This window comes from Litchfieldia stipae, assembly GCF_014837155.1.
In the GTDB taxonomy this organism is placed as follows: Bacteria; Bacillota; Bacilli; order Bacillales; family Bacillaceae_L; genus Litchfieldia.
This window is the reverse complement of sequence record NZ_JACYHA010000020.1, coordinates 29,043-53,794: the sequence shown is the minus strand read 5'-3', so window position 1 is coordinate 53,794 and position 24,752 is coordinate 29,043. Positions and strand designations below refer to the sequence as shown.

Annotated in this window: 24 protein-coding genes and 1 riboswitch; of the genes, 22 read left to right on the top strand and 2 right to left on the bottom strand. The window is 36.7% G+C overall.

Annotated features, from left to right (window positions below; translation table 11 throughout):
• The 5 genes from F7888_RS18340 to tuaH are packed head-to-tail and all read left to right on the top strand — an operon-like array spanning position 1 to position 5,008.
• On the top strand, positions 1-945 hold the full coding sequence (locus tag F7888_RS18340) for an NAD-dependent epimerase/dehydratase family protein (protein ID WP_191782035.1): 945 nt from the start codon (positions 1-3) through the stop codon (positions 943-945).
• A 25-nt stretch (positions 946-970) separates the two neighbouring features.
• Entirely contained in the window at positions 971-2,395 is a 1,425-nt protein-coding gene (tuaE, locus tag F7888_RS18335; RefSeq protein ID WP_191782033.1) for a teichuronic acid biosynthesis protein TuaE, read from the top strand.
• 14 nt (positions 2,396-2,409) lie between these two features.
• Positions 2,410-3,060, top strand: coding sequence for a hypothetical protein (locus F7888_RS18330; protein ID WP_191782031.1), 651 nt, complete (start codon positions 2,410-2,412; stop codon positions 3,058-3,060).
• 15 nt (positions 3,061-3,075) lie between these two features.
• Complete coding sequence (gene tuaG / locus F7888_RS18325; protein ID WP_191782029.1) at positions 3,076-3,831, top strand: teichuronic acid biosynthesis protein TuaG; 756 nt, start codon at positions 3,076-3,078, stop codon at positions 3,829-3,831.
• Between the two features lie 16 nt (positions 3,832-3,847).
• The gene (tuaH, locus tag F7888_RS18320; protein ID WP_191782027.1) at positions 3,848-5,008 is read left to right on the top strand and encodes a teichuronic acid biosynthesis protein TuaH; all 1,161 of its coding nucleotides are present in this window, start codon (positions 3,848-3,850) and stop codon (positions 5,006-5,008) included.
• 36 nt (positions 5,009-5,044) lie between these two features.
• Here the strand turns inward: tuaH and F7888_RS18315 are convergent, their stop codons facing one another.
• Positions 5,045-5,473: a hypothetical protein gene (locus tag F7888_RS18315; RefSeq protein ID WP_191782025.1), complete on the bottom strand. Its 429-nt coding sequence runs from the start codon at positions 5,471-5,473 to the stop codon at positions 5,045-5,047.
• Between the two features lie 480 nt (positions 5,474-5,953).
• Positions 5,954-6,040: riboswitch (cyclic di-GMP riboswitch) on the top strand.
• Between the two features lie 77 nt (positions 6,041-6,117).
• Between F7888_RS18315 and F7888_RS18310 the strand changes: the two genes are divergently transcribed.
• From F7888_RS18310 to F7888_RS18295, 4 genes are all read left to right on the top strand, one after another.
• Positions 6,118-6,738, top strand: a complete 621-nt coding sequence (locus F7888_RS18310; RefSeq protein ID WP_191782022.1) for a GGDEF domain-containing protein — start codon at positions 6,118-6,120, stop codon at positions 6,736-6,738.
• 99 nt (positions 6,739-6,837) lie between these two features.
• A complete protein-coding gene (locus F7888_RS18305; protein ID WP_191782020.1) occupies positions 6,838-7,680 on the top strand; it encodes a GNAT family N-acetyltransferase in 843 nt (280 codons plus the stop codon).
• Positions 7,681-7,710: 30 nt separating this feature from the next.
• On the top strand, positions 7,711-7,941 hold the full coding sequence (locus tag F7888_RS18300; protein ID WP_191782018.1) for an excisionase family DNA-binding protein: 231 nt from the start codon (positions 7,711-7,713) through the stop codon (positions 7,939-7,941).
• 147 nt (positions 7,942-8,088) lie between these two features.
• Positions 8,089-8,928: a formate/nitrite transporter family protein gene (locus F7888_RS18295; protein ID WP_191782016.1), complete on the top strand. Its 840-nt coding sequence runs from the start codon at positions 8,089-8,091 to the stop codon at positions 8,926-8,928.
• Between the two features lie 224 nt (positions 8,929-9,152).
• Here the strand turns inward: F7888_RS18295 and F7888_RS18290 are convergent, their stop codons facing one another.
• Positions 9,153-10,112 carry a D-2-hydroxyacid dehydrogenase gene (locus F7888_RS18290; protein WP_191782014.1) on the bottom strand — a complete coding sequence of 320 codons (960 nt, stop codon included), beginning with the start codon at positions 10,110-10,112 and terminating at the stop codon, positions 9,153-9,155.
• 215 nt (positions 10,113-10,327) lie between these two features.
• On the opposite strand from F7888_RS18290, the gene F7888_RS18285 reads away from it, so the two are divergent.
• The 13 genes from F7888_RS18285 (at position 10,328) to F7888_RS18225 (ending at position 24,625) form a co-directional block, all read left to right on the top strand.
• Positions 10,328-11,689: an aspartate kinase gene (locus F7888_RS18285; RefSeq protein WP_191782012.1), complete on the top strand. Its 1,362-nt coding sequence runs from the start codon at positions 10,328-10,330 to the stop codon at positions 11,687-11,689.
• A gap of 287 nt (positions 11,690-11,976) precedes the next feature.
• Complete coding sequence (locus F7888_RS18280; RefSeq protein WP_191782010.1) at positions 11,977-12,927, top strand: ABC transporter permease; 951 nt, start codon at positions 11,977-11,979, stop codon at positions 12,925-12,927.
• On the top strand, positions 12,920-13,870 hold the full coding sequence (locus tag F7888_RS18275) for an iron chelate uptake ABC transporter family permease subunit (RefSeq protein ID WP_191782008.1): 951 nt from the start codon (positions 12,920-12,922) through the stop codon (positions 13,868-13,870). The genes F7888_RS18280 and F7888_RS18275 overlap by 8 nt, the downstream gene beginning before the upstream one ends.
• Positions 13,864-14,619: an iron ABC transporter ATP-binding protein gene (locus F7888_RS18270; RefSeq protein ID WP_191782006.1), complete on the top strand. Its 756-nt coding sequence runs from the start codon at positions 13,864-13,866 to the stop codon at positions 14,617-14,619. Before F7888_RS18275 ends, F7888_RS18270 begins: the two co-directional genes overlap by 7 nt.
• A gap of 261 nt (positions 14,620-14,880) precedes the next feature.
• The gene (locus F7888_RS18265) at positions 14,881-15,834 is read left to right on the top strand and encodes a siderophore ABC transporter substrate-binding protein (RefSeq protein WP_191782004.1); all 954 of its coding nucleotides are present in this window, start codon (positions 14,881-14,883) and stop codon (positions 15,832-15,834) included.
• 110 nt (positions 15,835-15,944) lie between these two features.
• On the top strand, positions 15,945-17,060 hold the full coding sequence (locus F7888_RS18260; protein WP_191782002.1) for an alanine racemase: 1,116 nt from the start codon (positions 15,945-15,947) through the stop codon (positions 17,058-17,060).
• 162 nt (positions 17,061-17,222) lie between these two features.
• Positions 17,223-17,570, top strand: a complete 348-nt coding sequence (locus F7888_RS18255) for a lmo0954 family membrane protein (protein WP_191782000.1) — start codon at positions 17,223-17,225, stop codon at positions 17,568-17,570.
• A 22-nt stretch (positions 17,571-17,592) separates the two neighbouring features.
• Positions 17,593-18,210, top strand: coding sequence for a PspA/IM30 family protein (locus F7888_RS18250; protein ID WP_191781998.1), 618 nt, complete (start codon positions 17,593-17,595; stop codon positions 18,208-18,210).
• Between the two features lie 121 nt (positions 18,211-18,331).
• On the top strand, positions 18,332-19,063 hold the full coding sequence (liaF, locus tag F7888_RS18245; protein ID WP_225228881.1) for a cell wall-active antibiotics response protein LiaF: 732 nt from the start codon (positions 18,332-18,334) through the stop codon (positions 19,061-19,063).
• Positions 19,060-20,091 carry a sensor histidine kinase gene (locus tag F7888_RS18240; RefSeq protein ID WP_191781996.1) on the top strand — a complete coding sequence of 344 codons (1,032 nt, stop codon included), beginning with the start codon at positions 19,060-19,062 and terminating at the stop codon, positions 20,089-20,091. The genes liaF and F7888_RS18240 overlap by 4 nt, the downstream gene beginning before the upstream one ends.
• A 9-nt stretch (positions 20,092-20,100) precedes the next feature.
• Complete coding sequence (locus tag F7888_RS18235; protein WP_191781994.1) at positions 20,101-20,730, top strand: response regulator transcription factor; 630 nt, start codon at positions 20,101-20,103, stop codon at positions 20,728-20,730.
• Positions 20,731-21,061: 331 nt separating this feature from the next.
• On the top strand, positions 21,062-22,783 hold the full coding sequence (locus F7888_RS18230; RefSeq protein ID WP_191781992.1) for an ABC transporter ATP-binding protein: 1,722 nt from the start codon (positions 21,062-21,064) through the stop codon (positions 22,781-22,783).
• Positions 22,784-22,786: 3 nt separating this feature from the next.
• Complete coding sequence (locus F7888_RS18225; RefSeq protein ID WP_191781990.1) at positions 22,787-24,625, top strand: ABC transporter ATP-binding protein; 1,839 nt, start codon at positions 22,787-22,789, stop codon at positions 24,623-24,625.
• Positions 24,626-24,752 lie beyond the last annotated feature (127 nt).

The window sequence follows — 24,752 nt, the reverse complement described above, 5'->3', positions numbered from 1 at the left end:
ATGACAAAGGTAATCGTAACAGGTGGTTCTGGTTTTATCGGCTCTCATATCGTGGAAGAGTTACTTGAGCATCAATTTGATGTAACTGTGATTGATAATTTTTCAACGGGACATAGAGAAAATCTTGAGAATGTAGATGTCGACATTCTAGAGTATGACATTACTAATCCTTCAGTCATTCCACTAATTGTGTCGCTACAGCCAGATTATATTATTCATCAAGCTGCTCAAGTTAGTGTAGTGGAATCTGTAAAGAACCCTTTGAATGATGAACATGTCAATATCAAAGGTTCATTACATATGATTGAAGCGGCGATACAATCAAATGTGAAAAAGTTTGTCTTTGCTTCTTCAGCAGCAGTCTATGGGAACCCATCTAGCTTACCCATTTCAGTAGAACATGAAACTGTGCCTGAATCACCTTATGGATTGTCCAAGTTAACGGTAGAACATTATTTAGACATGTGTAGTAAGCTCTATCAATTGCCATATAGCATTCTTAGATATAGTAATGTGTATGGTCCAAAGCAGGACGCCAAAGGAGAGGGTGGGGTAGTTGCCATCTTTTCAGAATGCCTTTCTAAGCATATCTCACCAATGATTTATGGTGATGGAGAGCAAACAAGAGATTTTATCTTCGTAAAAGATGTAGCCAAAGCGAATGTGCGTGCGATGCTATGTAAGGACAATCTCTGTGTCAATGTCTCGAGTGGTCAATCTATTTCAATCAATCGTTTGTTTGAAGTAATGAAGGAAGTGGCTGGTTCAGACGTGTTGGCAATCTATAAAGAGAGTCGACTTGGCGATATCAGAGATAGTCTATTAGACAATGTAGGGACGAAGGCTTTGCTAAACTGGGAACCTTCCTATGATATATATGAAGGATTAAAAGAAACGATTCAATACGCTAATAAACAGAGGGAAATCAAGCAATTCATTTCTTAGTAGGAAAGAGTGGGTAGGAGGTTTGATGGAAATAAATCTGAATGCAAAATTAGCTTCAGGAGTGGCCGTTATCACATTATCTGCATTATTCCTCGTATTCTATTTGATCGATATGTCTCAACCCTTTCTCCTTTTTGCTGGGTTATGGACCTTAATCATGATAGCAACCTTGCTCATTCATTCTGTTGATATGAACAAATTGTTTACGAGCGTCATGTACATACTTGTGATTTCAACGTTTTTTAATCAATCATTTATTAAGCTTCAACTTAGCTTTTTTAGTTTGTTTTTGTATCGCATGCTTCTAATTGCGGCGCTTTTCTTATTTATTGTCTATGTATTGAGAGAAAGAAATCTCTCAGATTATTGGAACCAGGTGAAGGTGAAGGGTGTCCTTCTCTTCTTGCTAGGCTGGTTAGTCTATGGAGCGATTTCGCTATTATGGGTGAAATCGATGATTGATGGTATAAAGTATTTACTTTTATTAGCGATTGGCATTTTGTTTGTGTACTTAGCGGTGTTTACATTTACAAGAGTGTCAAAGCTTTTGGTATTCTATGGCATTTGGTTAGTGATGACGATCTTTCTGTTAATTATTGGATTAATCAATCATTTTGGCCAAATTCAGCTTCCAACTTCAACATTATATGGAGGCCCAGAATATAAGCAAGCTTATCCAACAGCAGTATTCTTTAATCAAAATGACTTTGCGACGTTTCTAACCATTTCTTTTTTCTTTTACTGTTCAGCAGTGAAGAATAGTAGCAATCAGTTACTAAGACTATCATCAGTAGTACTTGCTTTGTTATGTGTCTATATTATTTATTTAACTGAATCACGTGCTAGCTTATTAGCTCTAATTATCGGGTTATTTGTGTATATGGTGATTCTTTTACCAAGATATTTAAAGAAAATAGTGTTGGTGGTAGCGGGTGCTGCTGGAGTAGGAGGGCTTGCTTTCTTACTACAAATGGTTTCTTTTGAGCCACCGCTAACAATGACTGAGAACCCTTCCTCAAACCATGTGAGGTTAAATTTGCTCAAAAATACTTTTCATTATTTTTTGAATACATATGGCTTTGGTGTGGGAGCAGGAAATCTACCATTTTATCTAGAGTACAAACCCATTTTCAATACGGCTGGAGTTCTTGAGGTGCACAACTGGTTAGCTGAAATTGCTGGGAATTTCGGGATTGTGATTATAGTAGGTTACATCATCATGTATGTCTATTTATTCTTCAGCTTATTACTTAATGAAGAAGCACAGAGAAATTCGCATCAAAAAATGCTTGCAGAAGCAGCGATGGTAAGTTTAGTGGCCTTTCTCGTTTCAAGCATCAGTCCTAGTTCCGTGAGCAATCTATATTTCCATTGGGTATTCTTGGGCTTTGTCATTGCCATGGTGTCTGTGTTTAAAAGTAAGGCTATACGAGCAGAAATTGACGATTAAGGGAGTTTGCATGGATGGAACCGATTATTCGTAGGATGATCACAAGAAGTAAAAGATACATTATCATTCTTGCCGTTATACCGTTGATATTAGGGTTAGTCGGTTGGTTTCTTCCAGTTGAAAAGGAGAAGCCAATCTATATCGCTGAAGCAATGGTATCACTAGGGAGATATGATGATTCAGATATGAATGATGCAAAAAAAGTACAAAGGATGTTAACACATCAACCGTTAAACTCAGATGAGGATGAGCCTTCAAATTTAGTGATAATGACCCCTTCAGAGGATGTTATCACTCTATCAATTAGTGGTTCTTCGAACGAGAGCACTGTTCAACGATTGAATGAAGTGATCGAAGATTTTCTAGTAATGGATCAACTAAGATACGAACAGAAGAAAGCAATCATTGAAGATTTGATTCAAGCGTTAAAAGAAGAAGTGCCAAATGAGGAAACGAAAATAGAACAACAGAAGTTTCTATTTGAATTACAGACAGAGCTGTTTCATTTAAAGCAAGCATCAATTCTTAAAGCCGTTGAAAGTAAAGTCATTGAACATGTTGCGATATCTTCCAAGCAAAGAGGCGTGTTAGGGGTTCTAGTAGGAATGACTATCTCGCTAATGTGGGTGGTACTACCAGAAATCGTGAGGAGAGAGACAACGTAGGAGGAGGTTAATCCTGTGAAGAATAAGCCGACTGTTTCGATCATAACACCATCTTATAATGCAAGTCAGTTAATAGAGGACACGATTCAATCTGTGAAAATGCAAACCTTTGGTGAGTGGGAAATGATCATTGTAGATGATTGTTCAACTGATGATACTCCTCTACGGCTAAAAAAGCATGAAGAGGAAGATGCGAGAATTCGAGTCATTTACTTAACAGAGAATAGTGGTGCGGCGGCTGCAAGGAATTGTGCGTTAGAACTTGCGCAAGGCAGGTATATCGCTTTTTTAGACAGTGATGATTGCTGGGTTCCAGAGAAATTAGAAAAACAGCTATCCTTTATGCAGGAACATGACTATGCCTTCACATTTACTGGCTACGAGATGATGGACCATAAAGGGGTGCGTTTGAATAAGCATGTTTCTGCTCCAGCACAAATCACCTATCATGATTTGTTAAAGAATACAATTATTGGTTGTCTAACAGTGATGATTGACCAACAGCAAATAGGGCGAGTTCAGATGCCAAATATTAGAACACGTCAGGATATGGCGACATGGTTGGCTATCTTAAAAAAGGGGTATACAGCCTATGGTTTAAATGAAACCCTAGCAAACTATCGAATTGGTAATCCCTCCATTTCTAAAAATAAGTGGAAGGCTGCTAAGATGAATTGGTTTGTCTATCGTAAAATTGAGAAATTGAATGTATTTATGGCTTGCTGGTGCTTCACTCATTATGCCTTTCATGCATTAGCAAAGAGATTATAAAAGGAATGAAGATTAAATGAGCATTGTGCATGTAATAGTAGCTACCGGTGAATGGGGGGGAGATCAGCTTCGTTACCGTCGTCACAGATTGGCAGAATTTCTACTTGAGCAAGAAGATACGAAAGAAGTGGTTTGGCTTTGTCCAACACCTTCTCATTCGAATGAATCTATTTCTCTTCTTCCCAACGGGATTAAACAATGGACCATTCAGGATCTCCTTCCACAAAAATCATTTCGCTTTGGGCGATATCTTGATAGTTTCCACAAAGCAAAGCTTGAACCTTTCTTGAATTATTTGAAAAAAGGGAGTCATTCTGAACGGGTACAGCTTTGGTATACTTTCCCGGGGTTTCCAATACTAGCAGATTTGTTTCCTTTTGATAAGGTGATCTATGATTGTAGCGATTTATGGGGAGCACCGATTAGTGGCCGACATTCCATTGTATCTTCAGTCAGACAGCGGATTATTGAAAGTGCAGAAAATCGAGTGATTGATAGAGCTGATACCATATTTTGTACGTCTGAGTACTTACGAAAAAGAATCTCGCAAAAGGCGGGAACTGAAAAAAACATTTTTACCTTCGAAAATGGTGTGGAGTTTTCTAGATTTGCAGAGAATGATATTGAGATGGAGAGTGTGTTACCATCCGAGTTTGATGGAAAGGTATTAGGGTTCATTGGCGGCATCAAACCGAAGCTTGATTTCAAGCTTATTCAACAAGTGGCACAACAGCGTCACGATTGGTTGTTTCTATTTGTAGGGCCAGATGGGACAAATGGTGACCTGGATTTTCAACAATTGTTAAAAGAGAAGAATGTGATTTGGACGGGGAGTGTAGCACCTCAGGATGTTCCAAAGTATATGAATCTAATTGATATAGGCATCATGCCATACAAACCATCTCAGTATAATAATGCAGTATTCCCATTGAAGTTATTTGAGTTTTTAGCAGCAGGAAAACCAGTTGTTGGTGTTCATTTACCTTCAACCATCGAATATGCAGAAGGGATGGTCTATGAACATCTTGATACAAATCAACCAGATATATTCATAGATTCATGTGAGTATTTTTTAAGTGGTATTGATGACCCAATGCAGATTGACAGGAGAAAACAAATTGCTCAAGAAAAAAACTGGGGCAGTATTTTTGAAGAAATGCTAATGCTAGTTAGGTGAGATTAGTAGAGTAAAAGAGCAGGGATATCTGCTCTTTTAGTTATTTAGAAGAATTTTTTTTAGCTTTTGGGTATTTTCTTTGTCTAATGATCCTAACGAATTCTTTTCACGATCAATAATTATGCTTGTCTCGTTTTCTTGATTAAACCATATAAAGTATTCTAATAATCTTTCAGGCATGTTTTTATCATATCTGAAGAATAAAGTTGCTTTCATATCCTCAGCTCGATCCATTTCACTTTCTACATTCTCTTCCCACTTAATCCCTGCAAATATTTCTCTAACCATGTTAATCTGTTCTTCCTCAAAAATAATTATTTCATTGTTACTGTTTTCAGCTGTTATCTGCACATCAACTCTTGTAAGTTGGTTTAAATCAAATTTAGTAGGTACGCCTTTCGTACAGCCTATAAGAGTTATTAGGGTGAGCGAAGCGATCGTTAATTTAATAAGATGTTTTTTCATTCAAGCACCTCCAGTATATCTTCCTTAATATATTCTGCATGTCTTCATTTAACCCTTCTAAAGTAAAATACAAAAAGAAATACCTAGGTCTGCTAGGTATTTTTTGTGGTTTTATGAATTTTTGCGGTAAGTGAACTAGTTAATTATTTCTCTTCGTATTTGGTGTGAAAAAAGAGTGGTAGAAGATGATGATAAAAAAGATGGAGATATAGAATAAGACCATGAAATTAAGAAATTGACTCACGTGACGACCTCCAGTGTTATTAGTTTGAACTTGAGGAAAATCTTTATTGTGTGAACCTTCTACTTCATATCAATATAGTAAACTTTTAATGCTAAGGAAGAATGAAGTGAATGTTAATGTTTAGTTAAGGTATTTGGGAATGGATTTTTCTGTAATTTTTTTCATTTTTGTATAGTAAAATTGTCCTTATTTCTTTATAATGGAAGTAGGTAATTTAACCTAACAAACAAAATACCTAATGATAATGGCAAATCTATTGAAAGATAGAGACGCAAAGCTACGGGTCTAAAACTGTGAAAAGTCATGATCGCCGAGCTACCAAGAGGGAATAATATGTTCTTTTACTTGCGTCCACCTTCATAAGATTGTGGGCTATTGTCATTTAAATGGGGAAAAAGAGATGACGAATTTATTGTTCTTTTCGACAGGCTTTATGTTAGGTGCTATTATTCTTTGTATTTACATATTTTTTGACAGAAAGAAAGCTAGAAATAAAAAGATGTCAGACCAAATCAAACTACAAAAAGACTTGGAATATCAGATTACACATGATTATTTAACAGGTCTCTATAACCGAAGATATCTAGCAAAGAAATTAGATAATTTTGATGAAGAGTGTAATGAAATGATTGGGCTAATCATTTGTGACCTAGATGAGTTAAAACAAGTGAATGATCGTTTGGGACACAAAATGGGAGATCGTCTAATTATAGAGGCCGCGAACATCCTGAGGAGTTTTTCAGCAGACAATGTCATTGTTGCTAGACTCGGTGGGGATGAGTTTGCCATTGTGATTACTGGTCAAGAAGAATGGCAGATTGAAGAGCTAGTTGATGACATATCAAACAAAGTGATTCAGTATAACCAGAGTAATAGATCGGTGCTTTCAGTAAAGCTGTCCATGGGTTACGCCTATTCCTATTATTCAATGGGAATGGTTGATGAGTTGTTTCATTTGGCTGATAAAAATATGTATAAGGATAAGAATAGGAAAAAACAATCCTTAACCAACAATTACTAACGCCTTCTTATGAAGGCTTTTTTTTTGTGAGTGAAAAAATGTTGTAGAACAGCTAGTAGAATGTAGTAAACTAGTAAAAATGGGAAAGTGGTGAAGAGTATGTTGGAATTAACAAGGTATGATCATCTACGTTTGTTTAAAAAAGATGTGTTAGGATATCTTGAACAGTATGAAGTTGAAAATAATTTGATTTTAGGCGTATTGCATTCATTATCAACCGATGCTACACCAACTTTTATGGCGACAGCAACAGTAAATCAGGGATTGGCTCTTGTGATGCTTCAAACACACCCACGACAAATTATTTTATCTCGTCACTTAATCAACGAAGAAGACGAAGTAAAGCGATTAGCAAAACAGTTGGTTAGCGTATATCCATCGGACATTCCCGGCCTTATTGGGGAAAATAAACTCACGAAGAGACTAGCAGATGAAATTGTTAAGTTGACTGATTGTGATTTAACAATAAATATGAATCAACGAATTTATCGGTTGGATGAAGTGAAAAAAGAAGCAGCTCCAACTGGTGTTTTGAGGATAGTTGAACGAGAAGATCTTCCACTAATAAAAAACTGGGTTTATCAGTTTTGTGAGGAAGTTGATATGGCTATTTCCTATGAGGAAGCAGAAGAAAAAGCGATTCAATTCATCGAAAAGGGAACACTCCATGCATGGGTCATGGAGGGACGGTGTGTGGCAATGGCAGCGGCGTCACGTCCAACTAAGACAAATATTAATATCAGCTTGGTATATACCCCGAAGCAGGAACGGAAAAAAGGATATGCATCTAGCTGTGTTTCAGCTTTAACAACAATGATGCTTGAACAAGGATACAAATCCACGTCATTGTACACAGACTTAGCAAATCCAACGTCAAATAAAATTTATATGGAAATAGGCTATACACCGATTATGGATTCAATTGCGATCCACTTTTCGTGAAATAGGAATTATAGAATTGGAGAGAGAATAATGTATTTAACAATAAAAGAAACGGCAGAGTATTTATCCACTTCTGAGGCGTATATTGAGAGTCTTATCCTTCAGAATAAGATTCGAACGATTCATGATGGACAACAGTATCTCATTTATAAGGAACAATTCAACACACACCTGGAGCAGCTTGAGAAATACAAGGTGTACGTTGAGGAAGTTTTGAATGAACCGATTCCAGAAGATATAGATGTGAAGGATGAAGACTAGGTATTCCTTTTCGTATTTCTTCAACTTAAGACAATTATGTGAACGAACCAGAAAAAAGTTTAAAAGTTGTTCACTATTTCACAAGGAAAAACCTATATAATTAAATTTATAGTCAATTGAAACTTGACATGAAGGGATTTGATTTATATGGGTTACTATAAGCCTCAAGAAATTGCACAGTATACAGTCGATGCTGGGTATAAAAAAGCAAATTTAAAATGGACGGAATCTGTGATTCTAGGGTTTCAAGCTGGAGCCTTTATTGCACTAGGATTTCTATTATATATAAGAGTAACTGCAAACCTTCCAGTTGAATGGGGAAGCTTCTCAAGCTTCATTGGTGCTTCTTTGTTCCCAGTAGGGCTAATCTTAACATTAATCGCTGGTGGAGAACTGTTAACTGGGAATATGATGGCAGTTCCGTTAGCAAGACTAGCAAAAAAAATAAATTCAAAGCAAGTCTTAATCAATTTAACGTTAATTACTATTAGTAATTTTCTCGGTGCGATCTTTGTTGCCTATTTCTTTGGGCATATCGTTGGATTAACAGCACAAGGACCTTATTTAGAAACGACGATTTATTTAGCTGAGCATAAAATCGATGACAGCTTTCTCCAAGCATTTGTGTCAGGCATTGGGTGTAACTGGTTAGTTGCATCAGCTGTTTGGCTTTCATATGGTTCAAAGGATATTGGAGGTAAGGTGCTTGGCATTTGGTTCCCAACTATGGCTTTTGTGGCAATAGGATTTCAGCACGTAGTAGCAAATATGTTTTTAATTCCAGCAGCGATCTTTGAGGGGCATTTTACTTGGTTACAATATATCCAGAACTTCGTGCCTGTTTTACTAGGTAATGCAGTAGGTGGTGGATTGTTTGTAGCAGGTATTTATTGGGCTGCTTACTTAAGACAGCAAGAGAGCAAAGAAACAACACAAAAGAATGTCATTGAAAGTCCAGTCTCATTAGTAAGAGATGGTAATAGATAATGGCTGTTTTCTCAAAGTTTGTTGTTTTTTCAGGTGAATTAGTTGAGAATAGATTTCTAGCAGACTGAATACACGGGGGACTCCCGTGGGACTAGTTGGCTCCCACAGGACGCGGAGTGTATTCAGGCTGCGGTATCAAAAGCAACAATATATACGAAAACATCCTAGATAATAAATAGGATGTTAGAGAAAAGGGATCTTCAACTTCTCTCTAACATCCTATTCTAATATCCTTTTTTATAATCTAAGAGATTAACAGACGGCTGTTCTCCTTTAAGATAACTCTTCAAATTAGGAATAAAGATATCTTCAATCACTCTTTGGTTATAATATTCAGTCGAGCCTGAAGTATGGGGTGTAATAATAACGTTATCTAAGTCCCATAATGGGCTCTCAGGACTTAGTGGTTCCTTCTCAAATACATCTAGGCCAGCACCGGCAATTTTCCCTTGCTGAAGAGCTTCAATTAATTCATCCTCAACAACGATTTCACCTCGACCAATATTGATTAATAGTGAAGAAGGCTTCATTAGATTAAATTGTTCTGCTCCCATTAACCTTGAGGTTTCATTAGTTAATGGTAATGTGATAACAACGAAGTCGCATGTTGGAAGGATTTCATTTAATTGATCGATTTTGTACATGTGATCAACGTATTCCTCAGGTTTGCCTGATTGACGAAATCCGATGACATTCATGCCAAAGGCTTTAGCAATCTTAGCCGTTTCTTTTCCAATCGCCCCTACACCAAGAATACCAATCGTTTTTTCGTGAATTTCCCCTTTAATATTTGAGTGATTCCAAGTTTTTGTCTGTTGGTTTCGAACATAATCACTAATTTTTCTTGTTAAGCCTAATAGGAGAGCAAAGATTGTTTCTGAAATGGGATATGCATGCACTCCATTTGCTGTTGTAACAAGAATCTCTTTTTGTTCCATTTCATTAAGAGGAAAGCTGTTTACTCCAGCACTCCAGCTTTGAAGCCACTTTAGATTGGAAGGGTTATGTATACATTGCTGCACTATTTGTTTCTTCCAGCCAGCAATGATTTCTCCTTCTTGAAGTTCATTCTCCCAATCTAACGGATTCTTACTGATAATAACATCCCACTCAGGTACGAGCTCTACTATCTGATTACGCAACTTTTCTTCTAATTCATGAGTGACAATTAGCTTCTTTGACATGTTTCACCCTCCTAATTAGTTAGTTAACTCCATCTTAGCAGAAATCATGAAAGATGGTAAAAATAAACTCATTATTGAAATTATTTTCGAATTATTTTGTTCTTCTTAGGAATACAAATGTATTTATCAGGAAGAAATCCCTTGATTCTTCATTATAAAAGAGTAATAATAGATACTAAATTGACTGAAAATATAAATACTTAGGGGATGTAAGGATGAAGGTTGTCAAGTTTGGTGGGAGTTCTCTAGCTTCTGGAGAACAGGTAGAAAAAGTATTCCAAATTGTTTTATCAGATCCAACTAGAAAGGTTGTTGTTGTTTCTGCACCAGGTAAACGGTACTCAGATGATGTAAAGGTGACAGATTTATTAATTGACCTGGCACTGCATCATTTGAATGGGAAAAATGCCGATCACCTATTTGTAGCTGTTTTGGAGAGGTACAAGAGTATCGCAAAAGAGCTTCATTTAACAAATGAAATCATCTCGAAAATTGAGTCGGATTTACAAACATTACTTCATGGTGATAAAAGCAAGCCAGATCGCTATATTGATGCTATTAAGGCAAGTGGTGAGGATAATAACGCAAAATTAATAGCAGCCTATTTTCAACATCAGGGAGTAGATGCACAATATATCAATCCAAAAGATGCTGGACTTTTTGTAAGCGATGAACCAGGTAATGCGAGGGTACTACAAGAATCATACGAGCAATTATATAAATTAAGAGAGCTTGATGGAATCGTTATCTTCCCTGGATTCTTCGGTTATACAAAGCAAGGTGATGTCCTTACGTTCTCTAGAAGTGGTTCTGATATCACAGGTTCAATCCTTGCAAATGGATTGAAGGCTGATTTATATGAGAACTTCACCGATGTGGATGCTGTGTATTCAGTGAACCCGACCATCGTTGCGGACCCTAAAGAGATTCGAGAATTAACTTATCGAGAAATGCGTGAGCTTTCTTATGCGGGTTTTTCGGTGTTTCATGATGAAGCTTTGATACCTGCTTTTCGAGCAGGCATACCAGTGAATATTAAAAACACAAATAATCCGACAGCCCCTGGAACAAGGGTTGTAAATCATCGAGAGAATTCAAATGGACCTGTCATTGGAATTGCTAGTGATAAGGGATTCTGTAGTATTTATATAAGTAAATATTTAATGAATAGAGAAATCGGATTTGGAAGAAGGCTGCTTCAAATTTTAGAGGAATACGGTATGTCTTATGAACATATTCCGTCTGGAATTGATGATATTACCTTGATTTTAAGACAGAATCAAATGGATGCTGCAACTGAGCGAGAAATTCTTGCACGCATTACAGAAGAATTACATGTTGATGAAGTGAGAATTGAACATAATCTTTCCCTCATTATGATTGTTGGAGAAGGCATGCGCCATAATGTAGGAACTACTGCAAGAGCCTCGAAAGCATTAGCAGATGCTGGTGTAAATATTGAAATGATAAATCAGGGCTCATCAGAAGTAAGTATGATGTTCGGCATTAAAGAAATTGATGAAAAGAGAGCTGTTCAAGCAATTTATAATGAATTTTTTATACCTGTTAGAGTCTAAAGTAATTTTTGTGTAAATAGGTAAATTGAGGAAGTGCTAGTCTGCCTAATCTTGAGGTCTAGCACTTTTTATTTTTACAGATAAAAAATGAGAATAAAAAAACATTTCTGATTTCGTTGACAAAATATAGTGGGGTGATATAATGAAACTTGTTAAATGATAATGAATCTCATTACTAAGTGTGTATGGTATTCATCATTCTCAAGGTTGTAATGGTTTGACCTTCAGTGATAATGAATCTCATTGTTAGAATGCATGCTAAAAAAATAAAGGAACTTATAAATAACATGAAAAAAAGATACTTAGCAATTAGTCTAGTCATACTATCATTCATATCGTTATTTATTGGGGTCAAAGACATCACTCCTTTAGATATTTTTAAGCTTTCTGAAGATCAGCTACATATTCTACTTGTCAGTAGATTTCCGAGGCTAATAAGTATAATCCTCGCTGGCGTAAGTATGAGTATATGTGGTCTTATCATGCAGCAGCTTACGAGAAATAAGTTTGTTTCTCCAACAACTGCAGGGACAATGGATTCTGCAAGACTTGGGATTCTCGTTTCACTTATGTTTTTCACAGCAGCTAGTCCATTAGTGAAAATGTTAGTAGCATTTGCGTTCGCACTATTAGGTACGTTTGTCTTTATGAAAATATTAGATAAAGTAAAATACAAGGATGCTATTTTCATACCTTTAGTTGGATTAATGTTTGGAAATATTGTAGGGTCAATTACCACATTCTTCGCATTAAAAAATGATTTAGTGCAGAATATGTCTTCATGGCTACAAGGTAATTTCTCCATGAGTATTCAAGGGAGATATGAACTTTTGTATATAAGTATACCAATTGTCATTATTGCTTATTTATACGCAAATAAGTTTACAATTGCAGGAATGGGTGAAGAGTTTTCCACGAATTTAGGGCTTAATCATAAACAGGTAGTGAATATCGGATTAGTGATTGTTGCTTTAGTTACTACCGTGGTTGTCTTAACTGTAGGGATGATTCCATTCTTAGGACTAATTGTTCCTAATATTGTAACCATCTATATGGGAGACCATCTGAAGAAGAGTCTTTCTCATACCGCACTTCTTGGTGCAGTATTCGTACTAGTATGTGACATCTTTGGACGTATCGTTATTTACCCATACGAAATTCCAATTGGTGTGACAGTAGGGGTGATAGGAAGCGGAATTTTCCTTTACCTATTGATGAGGAGAAGGGCATATGCATAATAAGATTAAATTAGGAATTCTTTTCGTAATAACTATCGTATTAGTATCGTTGTTTTTATTTTATGATGTAGGAAGTAATTGGGAATATGTCCTATCTCGCAGAGGAAAGAAAATTCTTGCGATTGTCATTACAGGAGCAGTTATTGCCTTCTCGACACTTGTGTTCCAGACAATTACCAATAATCGAATCTTAACACCGAGCATTATCGGTCTAGATTCTCTCTATCTATTAATTCAAACGGTGATCATCTTCGCCTTTGGTTCAACAAGCTTAACGGCGATGGATAAAAATATAAATTTCTTAATCTCAGTTGTACTAATGGTACTGTTTGCAGGTATTTTATATAAATTACTCTTCAAGGGTGAAGGACAAAATATCTATTTCTTACTATTAGTAGGGTTAATCTTTGGTACATTCTTTGGAAGTATTTCAACATTCATGCAGGTTCTAATCGACCCAAATGAATTTATGATTGTACAGGATAGAATGTTTGCTAGCTTTAATAATGTAAATACAGATTTATTGGTGCTCTCTAGTATCATTATTGTTCTCGTTATGCTTTATTTCTTCCGATTTATTAAGTATCTTGATGTTCTTTCGTTGGGGAAGGAGCAAGCAGTTAATCTAGGTGTAGATTATGATTATGTAGTAAAACGCCTACTTATCATTGTTGCGATTCTAACTTCCATTTCGACAGCATTAGTAGGGCCTATCACCTTCTTAGGACTTCTAGTAGTGAACGTGGCTCATGAGTTCTTAAAAACATTTAGACACAGCTATTTAATTGCCGGATCAGTGTTAATAAGTATTATTGCTTTAGTTGGCGGACAATTTATTGTTGAACGAGTGTTTACATTTAGTACGACATTAAGCGTCATCATTAATTTCGTCGGTGGGATTTACTTTATTTATCTTCTATTAAAGGGGAGTAAAGCATGGTAAAAGTAAAAGAGGTTTTCAAAAAATACGGAAATAAAAATGTAATAGAGGATGTATCAGTTACAATTCAAAAAGGTAAAATCACCTCGTTTATTGGGCCGAATGGTGCTGGAAAAAGTACATTACTTTCAATGATCAGTCGGTTAATCACAAAGGATCAAGGTGAAATTACAATTGAGGGAAAAGAGCTTAGTCAATGTAAAAGTACTGATCTTGCAAAGCAAATATCAATCCTAAAACAATCCAATCATATTAATTTAAGATTAACAGTTCGCGAGTTAGTAAGCTTCGGACGTTTCCCCTATTCACAAGGGAAGCTAACACGAGAAGATTGGAGACATGTTGACGAAGCCATTTCTTATATGGAATTAGATGATATGCAAGACAAATTCTTGGATCAATTAAGTGGTGGTCAAAGGCAAAGAGCGTATATCGCAATGGTTATCGCTCAAGATACTGAGTATATTTTACTCGATGAGCCTTTAAATAACTTAGATATGAAACACTCTGTTCAAATTATGCAGGTGTTACGTAGATTAGTTGATGAGCTTGGTAAGACAGTTATTATCGTTATTCATGATATAAACTTTGCTTCAGTCTATTCAGACTATATTGTTGCACTTAAAGATGGAAAAATCGTTAAAGAGGGTGCAACAGCTGAAATAATAGATCAGAAGGTTCTAAAGGATATCTACGAAATGGACATCCAAATTCGCGACATTAACAAATGTAGAATTTGCGTTTATTATTAGAAAGACTTTCACTTTGGTTGAACTTATTTTTCAGTCGATGATGATGAGAACTCAAAAAAAAGGCCTCCAAGAATAGCAGACTAAGTCTGCCGTTCAAGAAGGACTCTAACACCTTTAAATGTACACGAAAAAACAAGAATTTTCAAGTAAGTTACATGAATTAACATGTGACAACTTTCAATACGTACAGTCTGAGTATCTCATCAGTCATAGGCCGCTAAATAATTCTAATAAAATAATAGATTTATAGGGGTGTAGAAGATGAAGAAATTTACTTTATTATTAGTAACAATGCTACTAGTTGTTTTTGCAGCAGCTTGTGGTGGAACAGAAACTGCTAACACAGATGAAGCAACAGGATCTGAAACGGCAGAAGCAAAGACAATCACATTAACACATAAGCTTGGAGAAGCTAAAGTTGAAGTAAATCCTAAGAATGTTGTGGTTTTTGACTTTGGAATGTTAGATTCTTTAGATAAGCTAGGTGTAGAAGTATTAGGAGTTCCACAAGCAAACGTTCCTTCATACTTATCAAAATATGAAGATGCGAAGTATGAAAATGTTGGAAGCTTAAAAGAACCAGATTTTGAAAAGATTGCTGAAATCGATCCAGGCTTAATTATTATTTCTGGTAGACAAGCAGAGCAATATGAAGAGTTAAGCAAAATTGCTCCAACATTATATATTGAAACAGATGCAGCAAATTACATGGAATCATTTAAAGGAAACATGGATCTACTAGCTCAAATTTTTGACAAGCAAGCAGAAGTAGATGCTGAAATTGCTAAGATTGAGGAAGTTGTTGCTTCTTTAAATGAAAAGGCTACTGCTACAGGTGCAACTGGTCTTATTGTATTAGCAAACGAAGGTAACATCAGTGCTTACGGTTCAAAATCAAGATTCGGTATCATTCATGATGTATTTGGATTAATACCAGCTGATGAGAACATTGAAGTTTCTACACATGGTCAATCAGTTTCATTCGAATATATTGTTGAAATGGATCCAGATTACTTATTCGTCATTGACCGCGATTCAGCTGTTGGTGATGGTGCAGCTGCAAAAGAATTAATTGAAAATGAATTAGTTAAAAAGACTAAAGCATATGAAAATGACAATATCGTATACTTAAATCCTGATTTCTGGTATTTATCAGGTGGAGGCTTAATTTCTGTTGGTGAAATGGCTAACGAAATTGAAGCTGGACTTAAGTAAATCACTATAATTTATTTTACAAAAAGGACAAATGATCTATGAAATCTCTAGATTATTTGTCCTTTTTTTAGTTATGATGGAACTATTAACATAGTCAGGTGGGGATTGTGATGGAGACAGGACAATTAATCAAAGAGCTTGATACACCTTCGTTATTGCTAGATCTGGATAAACTACAAGCAAATATAGACGATATGACTACTTTTGCGGTAGAGAATCAATTGGTTCTTCGGCCACATATTAAAACACATAAATCTGTAAGACTTGCGAATATGCAGGTGGAGGCAGGAGCTATAGGAATTACTGTTGCAAAGTTATCTGAGGCTGAGGTAATGGCTGCAGGAGGAATCACTGATATCCTGGTCGCCTACCCTATTTCAAAAAAACAGAAGATTGAACGAATCAAAGGGCTATTAGCTAAAGGAGTTAAATTAAAAATAGCTGTGGATCATATTGACCAGCTTAAAGAACTTCAACAAGAATTAGAAAGTTCTCCGTATATATTGGAGGTTTGGATTAAGGTCAATTCAGGACTAAATCGATGTGGGGTAGAGCCGAAGGAAGAGGTCGTCAAATTAGCTCAAGCCATCCTGTTCTTATCGAAATTAAGGCTAGGTGGAATCTTCACTCATGCTGGGCATTCTTATGCTGCAAAAACTACAGAAGAGATCCAACAGATTGCCATTCAAGAGGCAAACGCAGTTGTAGATAGTGCGCAAGAATGTGAACGAATGGGGATACCTATTCCAGTAAGAAGTGTTGGGTCTACTCCAACATATAAGCTTGCGGGGGTGATTGAAGGGATTAATGAGGTTCGCCCCGGAAATGCAGCATTCTTTGATTCGATTCAAGTAGGACTTGGTGTGACATCAATTGAGAAATGTGCTCTATCAGTGCTAGCGTCAGTTGTTGGTGTCTATAAGGATCGAGTGGTCTTTGATTCTGGTAGTAAGACGCTATGCTTAGATAAGGGAGCCCATGGGAATGAAACAGTAAGAGGGTTTGGTACCGTTATTGGTCATCCCGAGATTGAGATTGAGCGCTTATCTGAAGAGCATGGAGTCGGAATTTTCACTTCACCATCCACTTTAAAAAGAAATGACATAGTAGAAATCATTCCGAACCATGCATGCACTGTCGTTAATCAATTCAACCACTATATCGTACATCAAAAAGGAATTGTTGTAGACATCTGGAATGTCGATGCAAGAGGAATGAATCAATAAGTAAGTAAAACTTAAAGGCAGCCTGAAAAGCTGTCTTTTTATTATGGATCAGTCTTACGTTTGATACGTCTCAAGTCCTATTCAAAAATATAACTGAGGATCATTATGGTGAATATTGAATCAAGTTAGAATAAAGACATGAAATGAAAGGAGGAAGTCAGGATGAAGAAATTTGGTTTATTACTAATTGGGATCACCGCAGGAATCATCATGCTAGCTCATGTAGGCCCTGTCTTAGGAATGATCATTGGTTTAGCTGTTTTGTATTATGCTTTCAAAGGATTCATCAAAGCAGAATCGACCGGAAAAAAAGTGTTATGGGGGATTCTAGGATTCTTTGCGATTAGTATCACATTGTCAAATGTACCAGCACTAATTGGAGTTGCAGCAGCCATCGTTGTTTACTTAGTGTATAAGAATTGGAATAAAACAGAGAACGTGGAAAAAGAGGAAAGCGACCCTTTCACCAACTTTGAAAAAGAATGGGAGCAATTAAAGAAGAATTTCTAATAAAAGATAGGGAGCGATAATAATGGGTTTATTTAATCGAATTAAGAATACAATTGCAGCAGACCTTCATGAGGTATTAGATGAAAAGGAAAAGAAAAATCCAATTGCTGCACTAAATCAGCATCTTCGTCAATGTGAATTGGAAGTTGAAAAAGTACGTAAACTAGTGGAGAGACAACATCGATTGAAAGAGGAATTTACAAGAGAGCTTCATCATTCAACACAGCTTTCAGAAAAACGAAAGCAACAAGCAGAAATTGCATCAAAAGCTGGCGAAGAAGAATTATATCAATTTGCTTTCAAAGAGCAGCTCCAATATGAAGAACGTTCAGCTCGCTTAAAGGCCACACTAGAAGAGGCAGCAAAACACCTAGTAGAGCTTGAGACAAAATATCAGGAAATGAAGCATAAGCTAAAGGATATGAACCTAAGAAGAATGGAATTAATGGGACGTGAGAATATCGCAAGAGCAAACTTTCGCATGAACCAAGTGCTTGATTCAGGGTCAGTCTATGAAGATAAGGCCTCTATTAGCTTCACTGAAATGGATCGTTACATCGATCAACTAGAAACTCAGGTCAACTCATCTTATTATCGAAGTACGATTGATTCAAGAATTGCTCAGTTAGAAAAAGAGTAAAAAAAGAAGAAACTAATACTCTTTCATAATCTAATCATGGTATGCTAGAGGCATAGGTAACTATGCCTTTTAGTAGACAAAAAAACTTCAGAGAAGATAATAAATTAAGGGGGATAGCCCCATGCTGCAATTTAAAAAAGAAGATTTCCGAAGCTGGATTGCGATGGTTGGTATTGCTATTTTAATCATAGAAGTGACCTTTTTTAATCACGGGGTTATGTTCTCAGCATTAATTTCTGGTCTGTGTATTTATTTTGGTAGTACGAAATATGAAAGCACCTTCGGGAAAGTCATGTTTTGGTTTGGTGTCGTAACAATTATTGTTGCGATTCTAAGTAGTAGTGCCTTCAAGTTTCTTTTGTTAGCCATTATTATTTATTTTGTTCATAAGTATTATCAAACAAAAAAAGACCCTCTTAAGGTGGAGCCTATCATTGAGAACTCACAGTCAGAGGGTAATGAGCAAGTCGTTAAAAAGCAACCTCTATTTAAGAATCCAATATTCGGTCGATTCGAAACCCCAGAACAGGTATATGAATGGAATGATATTAACATACAAATGGGGATAGGAGAAGCCGTTATTGATTTAAGTAATACAGTGTTACCTGAGGGTGAATCAATTATCTTCATTCGAGGCATCGCAGGAAATATCAAAATTCTTGTTCCTTATGAATTAGAAGTAACAATCCATCATTCAGCCATCTTAGGAGGAACATCTGTATTTCAGCATAAGGAGTCAAAGGCATTTAATCAAACACTTTCTTTTGAAACCGCTGATTATCAAGCTTCTAGTCAGAAAATTAAGATCGTAACCTCAATGATTTATGGAGACCTTGAGGTGAAGCGACAATGAGTATACTTCAACGACAAATTTTACTTGCTACCTGCCTATCAGTATTACTGTTGCTTATATCATCACTTGGGATTTTTCTAACCTTTCCTTTAGACAATTGGTCATTATTATGGCAACAAAAAATATTAGATGTTCCCTTCATTATTATCATACCAAGTATTTGCATTGTGATAGGTATCATGTTTGGTTTTTTCAATGGGCTTGCTAAAAGAAACCAGTTAAGAGAAATCGCAAATCGTCTTAGTTTAGTAGAAGAAGGAAATACAGAAGAGCTTCAGCCGCTAGGGACGGATATAGAAGAAGAGGTCATTATTAAGAAAATCAATAATATCAAGCTGACAATGGCTGAGCAAGTTAGACGTTCTCAAAAGCTAGCAACAGAAAAAGCCGAAGATCAAGAAAAACGAATTCAAGAAATTATTTCGAGAGAGAGAAATCGTCTTGCAAGAGAATTACATGACTCAGTCAGCCAGCAATTGTTTGCTGCATCGATGCTTATGTCAGCCATAACAGAATCTAGAGCACAAGTGGAAGATTCCGAAAGCAAGCAATTAAAGCTAGTAGAAAACATGATACACCAATCACAATTGGAAATGAGAGCCTTACTATTACATCTACGTCCTGCTGCATTAAAGGGGAAATCATTACAAGAGGGCATCAAAGAGCTATTGTTTGAACTGACCCAAAAGGTTCCGATGGAAATTACTTGGAAGATTGAAGAGATGCAGTTAGATAAAGGGATCGAGGATCATTTATTCCGTATCCTTCAAGAGTCGGTTTCTAATACGCTCAGACATGCCAAATGTACTAAGGTTGAAATCTTGCTCATTTTAAGAGATAACTTTGTAATTTTAAGAATTGTTGACAATGGTGTCGGCTTTGAAATGAACAATGATGCTTCTACACCAGGGTCTTACGGAATGCAGAATATGCAGGACCGAGCAGCTGAAATAGGTGGAACATTAAAAGTAGTCAGCGTCAAAAACAGTGGAACTAAGCTTGAGGTAAAAGTGCCAATGATGGGGTGAAGGTAGAAAATGATTAAGGTATTATTCGTTGATGATCATGAAATGGTAAGAATCGGAGTATCCTCTTATTTAACAGCACAGCCAGATATTGAAGTGATCGCAGAAGCTGAGGATGGGAAAAAAGGGGTCGAACTCGCCCTTACGTTACGTCCAGACGTGATTTTGATGGATTTAGTCATGAAAGAGATGGATGGAATCGAGGCAACAAGACAAATCATTGCCAAGTGGCCAGAAGCAAAAATCGTGATTGTGACAAGCTTTTTAGACGATGAGAAGGTGTATCCGGCACTAGAAGCGGGAGCCACTAGTTATATGCTTAAGACGTCAAAGGCGAGTGAAATCGCTAATGCCGTTCGTTCTACCTATGAAGGTCAAACGGTTCTCGAACCAGAGGTAACAGGAAAAATGATGATGAAAATGCGTAAACAGGAAGTCCCACTCCACGAGGAATTAACGAATCGAGAGCTTGAGGTATTACTATTAATGGCCCAAGGGAAAACGAACCAAGAAATTGGGGATGAACTCTTTATTTCCCTTAAAACAGTCAAGGTTCATGTGAGCAATGTCTTGTCTAAGCTAGAAGTAAATGACCGCACACAAGCAGTCATCTATGCATTTAAACACTCGTTGGTTAAATAAATTGTACATTAGAATTGAAAAGTAGCAGTCTGAATACAGGGAGACTCCAGTGGGATTAGTGGCCAGAGTGAGACCCCGCAGGAGCCTTGTGACGAGGAGGCTCACGGGTCACCCCACTGGACGCGGAGTGTATTCAGGCTGCGGAATAATCCCAAGTAAAGCAAAACCGGTGAGTCCAGGTTTTGCTTTTTTTCATTGGAAGAATAAAAATGTCAAACTATTTAAAAATAACAAAAAAAGGAGTATGATAATAAATAGATAAAATTCAAGATATTAGTAAAGCTAATGAAATAACAATAGACATCAAAGGTAGACTGTTTGGGGGATACATATGTTAAAAGTCATGTCATTTTTAAAATCATATCGAATAGCTGTATTTGTTGCATTATTCTTAATGTTAGTCGAGCTTACTGTCGAGCTTCTGCAGCCATTATTTATGGCTAAGATTGTGGATGACGGTATTATGACCGGAGATATTTCCACCATTATTCATTGGGGTATCGTGATGGTTGGTATGTCACTTCTTGCATTTATTTCAGGGATTGTAAATTCCTTTTATGCTGCCCATGTAAGTCAGAGCTTTGGCTTAGATATCCGTAAAGCCATTTTTGATAAGGTACAGTCCTTCTCATTTAGTAAATTTAATTTATTTCCAACATCCTCTCTAATAACAAGGATGACAAATGACGTTGTACAGGTTCAAAATACAGTGTTTATGAGCCTACGGATTATGCTTCGTGCTCCGCTTTTAATTATTGGTGGAGTCATTATGGCTCTCATCGTGAATTTTAAATTGTCACTGATTTTCCTGATTGTGATGCCAATTTTATTTATTTTCCTGTATTGGGTAATGAACAAAGGAGATGCATTATTCAAAGCTGTGCAGGAGAGACTTGACCGAGTGAATGGCGTTATGCGAGAAAATCTCACAGGAATCAGATTAATAAAGGCTTTCTTGCGAAGAAAGTATGAGGTCAAACGATTTACAAAGACAAATGAACAGTTAAAGGACAAAACTGTTTCAGCATTACGATTGATGGAAGTAACGATGCCAGTTCTTCTCTTGGTAATGAATCTCGGAATCTTAGCTGTTCTTTGGTTTGGTAGCTCAATGGTTAATATAGGTGATGCACAAGTTGGGGAGGTTGTAGCAATCGTCAATTACGCAACAAGAATTACTGGAGCGTTTTCAATTTTCTCATTCATCATCATGGCATTCTCAAGAGCGAAGGCTTCTTCTCGAAGGATTGCAGAAGTATTAGAAACTGAAATAGATGAGATTGAGGATCAGCAGGAATCACTAGAGTCTTCCTCCCTTGAAGGTGAAATTGAATTTAACGACGTATCATTTACATATCCGGGTACAGATTCAAAGGTTCTGGAGAATCTTTCATTTAAGGTTGAACCAGGTCAAACCGTTGCGATATTAGGAGCAACTGGATCAGGTAAATCCTCATTGTTTCAACTGATTCCACGTTTGTTTGATGTTGATGAGGGTGAAGTTCTAATTGATGGCCAGGATGTGCGAACGATGCAATCGATTGCTTTGAGAAATCAGATTGGCTATGTTCCACAAGAGGCATTATTATTTACTGGTTCTGTCAAAGAGAATATTCGCTGGGGAAAAGAGGATGCTACAGTTGATGAAATGATATCAGCTGCCAAGAATGCACAAATTCATGATACACTAATGAACTTGCCCAAAGGCTATGATACGATCATTGGTCAAAAAGGCGTCAACTTATCCGGTGGACAAAAACAACGTCTATCCATTGCAAGAGCACTGGTCAGAAAGCCTAAGATTCTGTTATTAGATGATAGTACAAGTGCGCTTGATTTGAAAACAGAAGCGAGATTATTAGAAGCGTTGAAACAATATACATGTACAACTTTGATTATTACTCAAAAAATTAGTACGGCTGTGGAGTCTGATTTAATATTATTAATTGAAGAAGGGAAGCTCATTGCTAAAGGCAGTCACGAACAATTATTAAAGGAATCTAGTCTTTATCAGAAAATCTATCAATCGCAATATCGAGAGGAGGCTATGTAACGCATGTTAAAACAACTTGTCACGCCTTTTCAATATAAGAAAATAGCTATAACTGCTTCCGCTAATCAAGAATCAGGCGATAGCAAAAAGAAACCGAAAACGAAAAATTGGGTAGGAACAATTAAGAGAATCTGGTCTTATTTAGCGGAAAGTAGGGTTCTCTTATCACTTGTCTTGTTCATGGTGATTATCAGCTCTGCTCTAGGGCTATTAGGTCCTTATTTAGTTGGGATGGCCATTGATGATTATATTGTTGACCGAAATACAAATGGTCTACTTATGCTAGGACTAAGTCTTGTTTTTATATACGTATTCCATTCTTTGTCAACATGGTTTCAAGCTTATTGGATGATAGGGATTGCTCAAAATACCGTTTTTAAAATGAGGACACAGCTGTTTAAACATCTACATAAGCTTCCGATTCCTTTCTTTGATAAAAGGCAGCATGGAGAACTTATGAGTAGAGTAACAAATGATATCGAGAATGTTAGCTCAACCTTAAATAGCTCAGTGATCCAAATATTTTCGAGTATCTTAACACTTATTGGAACTGTAACAGTGATGTTATTACTTAGTCCATTATTGACATTATTAACGTTGGTTATTGTTCCGACGATGTTCTTTGGGTTGAAGTGGATTACTAATCGTACAGGTGTCTTCTTCAAGGAGCAGCAAAAAAGCATTGGTGATTTGAACGGGTATATCGAAGAAACCATTTCAGGTCAACGAATCGTCAAAACCTTTTCACAGGAATACAAGGTGAAGCGGGAATTTAGTGAAAAAAGTGAACGCCTACGAGCAGCAGGTTATTGGGCTCAAGCCTATTCAGGGTTTATTCCTAAACTAATGAATATGCTTAATAATCTGAGCTTTGCCGTGATTGCTGCAATCGGTGGGATCTTAGCGATAAATGACTATATTTCAATTGGGGTTATTGTCATATTTGCGGAGTATTCTAGACAATTTACTAGACCACTTAATGATCTTGCTAATCAGTTCAATACGTTATTATCCGCTGTTGCAGGTGCAGAACGGGTATTTGAAGTGATTGATGAAAAGGAAGAAGCAAGTGATGAGAAAAATGCTAAGGATCTTCGAATTCAGCATGGGAATGTAGAGTTTGATGATGTATCTTTTTCATATGAAAAAGAAGGGAATACAGTTAATGGAGTTAGCTTCTCAGTCGCACAGGGTGAAACGGTTGCATTGGTTGGACCGACTGGTGCTGGGAAAACAACGATCATTAACCTGTTATCACGATTCTATGAGGTAGACAAAGGAAGAATCTTGATTGATGGACATCATATTAAGGATATAAAAAGAGAAAGTCTAAGAGCAAATATGGGGTTTGTCTTGCAGGACTCCTATTTATTTCAAGGGACGATCAGAGAAAATATCAGGTATGGAAGATTGGATGCTACAGATGAAGAAATTGAAGAGGCTGCAAAGCTAGCAAATGCTCATTCATTTATTATGAAGCTACCAAACAAATATGATACGATGCTGACCCAGGATGGGAACGGAATTAGCCAAGGGCAGAAGCAGCTATTATCGATTGCACGAGCAATTCTATCAAATCCAACCTTGCTTGTGTTGGATGAAGCGACAAGTAGCATTGATACGATTACTGAACTGAAAATACAAGAAGCACTTCAGCGATTAATGGAAGGCAGAACAAGCTTCGTCATTGCCCATAGGTTAAATACGATTCAAAATGCAGACCAAATTCTTGTCTTGAAGGATGGTCAATTAATTGAAAAAGGGACCCATAATTCCTTGCTTAAAGCAGGAGGCTTCTATGCAGACCTGTATGAAAATCAACTAACAGAAGAAATGGTTTAGAAAAAGGTGGTGCCTGGCACCACCTTTTTTATTAAGGCTGCGTCTGACTAAGCAACAATTTATACGAAAAACAGCTAATTAAATAAACGTTTGTTTAATTAATTTTAAGTAGCAACTACTGTGAACA

What these genes read in the sequence shown, in the direction of transcription:
- F7888_RS18340 (WP_191782035.1), top strand. Translation starts at nt 1, where the DNA reads ATGACAAAGGTAATCGTAACAGGTGGTTCTGGTTTTATCGGCTCTCAT.
- tuaE (WP_191782033.1), top strand. Translation starts at nt 971, where the DNA reads ATGGAAATAAATCTGAATGCAAAATTAGCTTCAGGAGTGGCCGTTATC.
- F7888_RS18330 (WP_191782031.1), top strand. Translation starts at nt 2,410, where the DNA reads ATGGAACCGATTATTCGTAGGATGATCACAAGAAGTAAAAGATACATT.
- tuaH (WP_191782027.1), top strand. Translation starts at nt 3,848, where the DNA reads ATGAGCATTGTGCATGTAATAGTAGCTACCGGTGAATGGGGGGGAGAT.
- F7888_RS18315 (WP_191782025.1), bottom strand. Translation starts at nt 5,473, where the DNA reads ATGAAAAAACATCTTATTAAATTAACGATCGCTTCGCTCACCCTAATA.
- F7888_RS18310 (WP_191782022.1), top strand. Translation starts at nt 6,118, where the DNA reads ATGACGAATTTATTGTTCTTTTCGACAGGCTTTATGTTAGGTGCTATT.
- F7888_RS18305 (WP_191782020.1), top strand. Translation starts at nt 6,838, where the DNA reads ATGTTGGAATTAACAAGGTATGATCATCTACGTTTGTTTAAAAAAGAT.
- F7888_RS18300 (WP_191782018.1), top strand. Translation starts at nt 7,711, where the DNA reads ATGTATTTAACAATAAAAGAAACGGCAGAGTATTTATCCACTTCTGAG.
- F7888_RS18295 (WP_191782016.1), top strand. Translation starts at nt 8,089, where the DNA reads ATGGGTTACTATAAGCCTCAAGAAATTGCACAGTATACAGTCGATGCT.
- F7888_RS18290 (WP_191782014.1), bottom strand. Translation starts at nt 10,112, where the DNA reads ATGTCAAAGAAGCTAATTGTCACTCATGAATTAGAAGAAAAGTTGCGT.
- F7888_RS18285 (WP_191782012.1), top strand. Translation starts at nt 10,328, where the DNA reads ATGAAGGTTGTCAAGTTTGGTGGGAGTTCTCTAGCTTCTGGAGAACAG.
- F7888_RS18280 (WP_191782010.1), top strand. Translation starts at nt 11,977, where the DNA reads ATGAAAAAAAGATACTTAGCAATTAGTCTAGTCATACTATCATTCATA.
- F7888_RS18275 (WP_191782008.1), top strand. Translation starts at nt 12,920, where the DNA reads ATGCATAATAAGATTAAATTAGGAATTCTTTTCGTAATAACTATCGTA.
- F7888_RS18270 (WP_191782006.1), top strand. Translation starts at nt 13,864, where the DNA reads ATGGTAAAAGTAAAAGAGGTTTTCAAAAAATACGGAAATAAAAATGTA.
- F7888_RS18265 (WP_191782004.1), top strand. Translation starts at nt 14,881, where the DNA reads ATGAAGAAATTTACTTTATTATTAGTAACAATGCTACTAGTTGTTTTT.
- F7888_RS18260 (WP_191782002.1), top strand. Translation starts at nt 15,945, where the DNA reads ATGGAGACAGGACAATTAATCAAAGAGCTTGATACACCTTCGTTATTG.
- F7888_RS18255 (WP_191782000.1), top strand. Translation starts at nt 17,223, where the DNA reads ATGAAGAAATTTGGTTTATTACTAATTGGGATCACCGCAGGAATCATC.
- F7888_RS18250 (WP_191781998.1), top strand. Translation starts at nt 17,593, where the DNA reads ATGGGTTTATTTAATCGAATTAAGAATACAATTGCAGCAGACCTTCAT.
- liaF (WP_225228881.1), top strand. Translation starts at nt 18,332, where the DNA reads ATGCTGCAATTTAAAAAAGAAGATTTCCGAAGCTGGATTGCGATGGTT.
- F7888_RS18240 (WP_191781996.1), top strand. Translation starts at nt 19,060, where the DNA reads ATGAGTATACTTCAACGACAAATTTTACTTGCTACCTGCCTATCAGTA.
- F7888_RS18235 (WP_191781994.1), top strand. Translation starts at nt 20,101, where the DNA reads ATGATTAAGGTATTATTCGTTGATGATCATGAAATGGTAAGAATCGGA.
- F7888_RS18230 (WP_191781992.1), top strand. Translation starts at nt 21,062, where the DNA reads ATGTTAAAAGTCATGTCATTTTTAAAATCATATCGAATAGCTGTATTT.
- F7888_RS18225 (WP_191781990.1), top strand. Translation starts at nt 22,787, where the DNA reads ATGTTAAAACAACTTGTCACGCCTTTTCAATATAAGAAAATAGCTATA.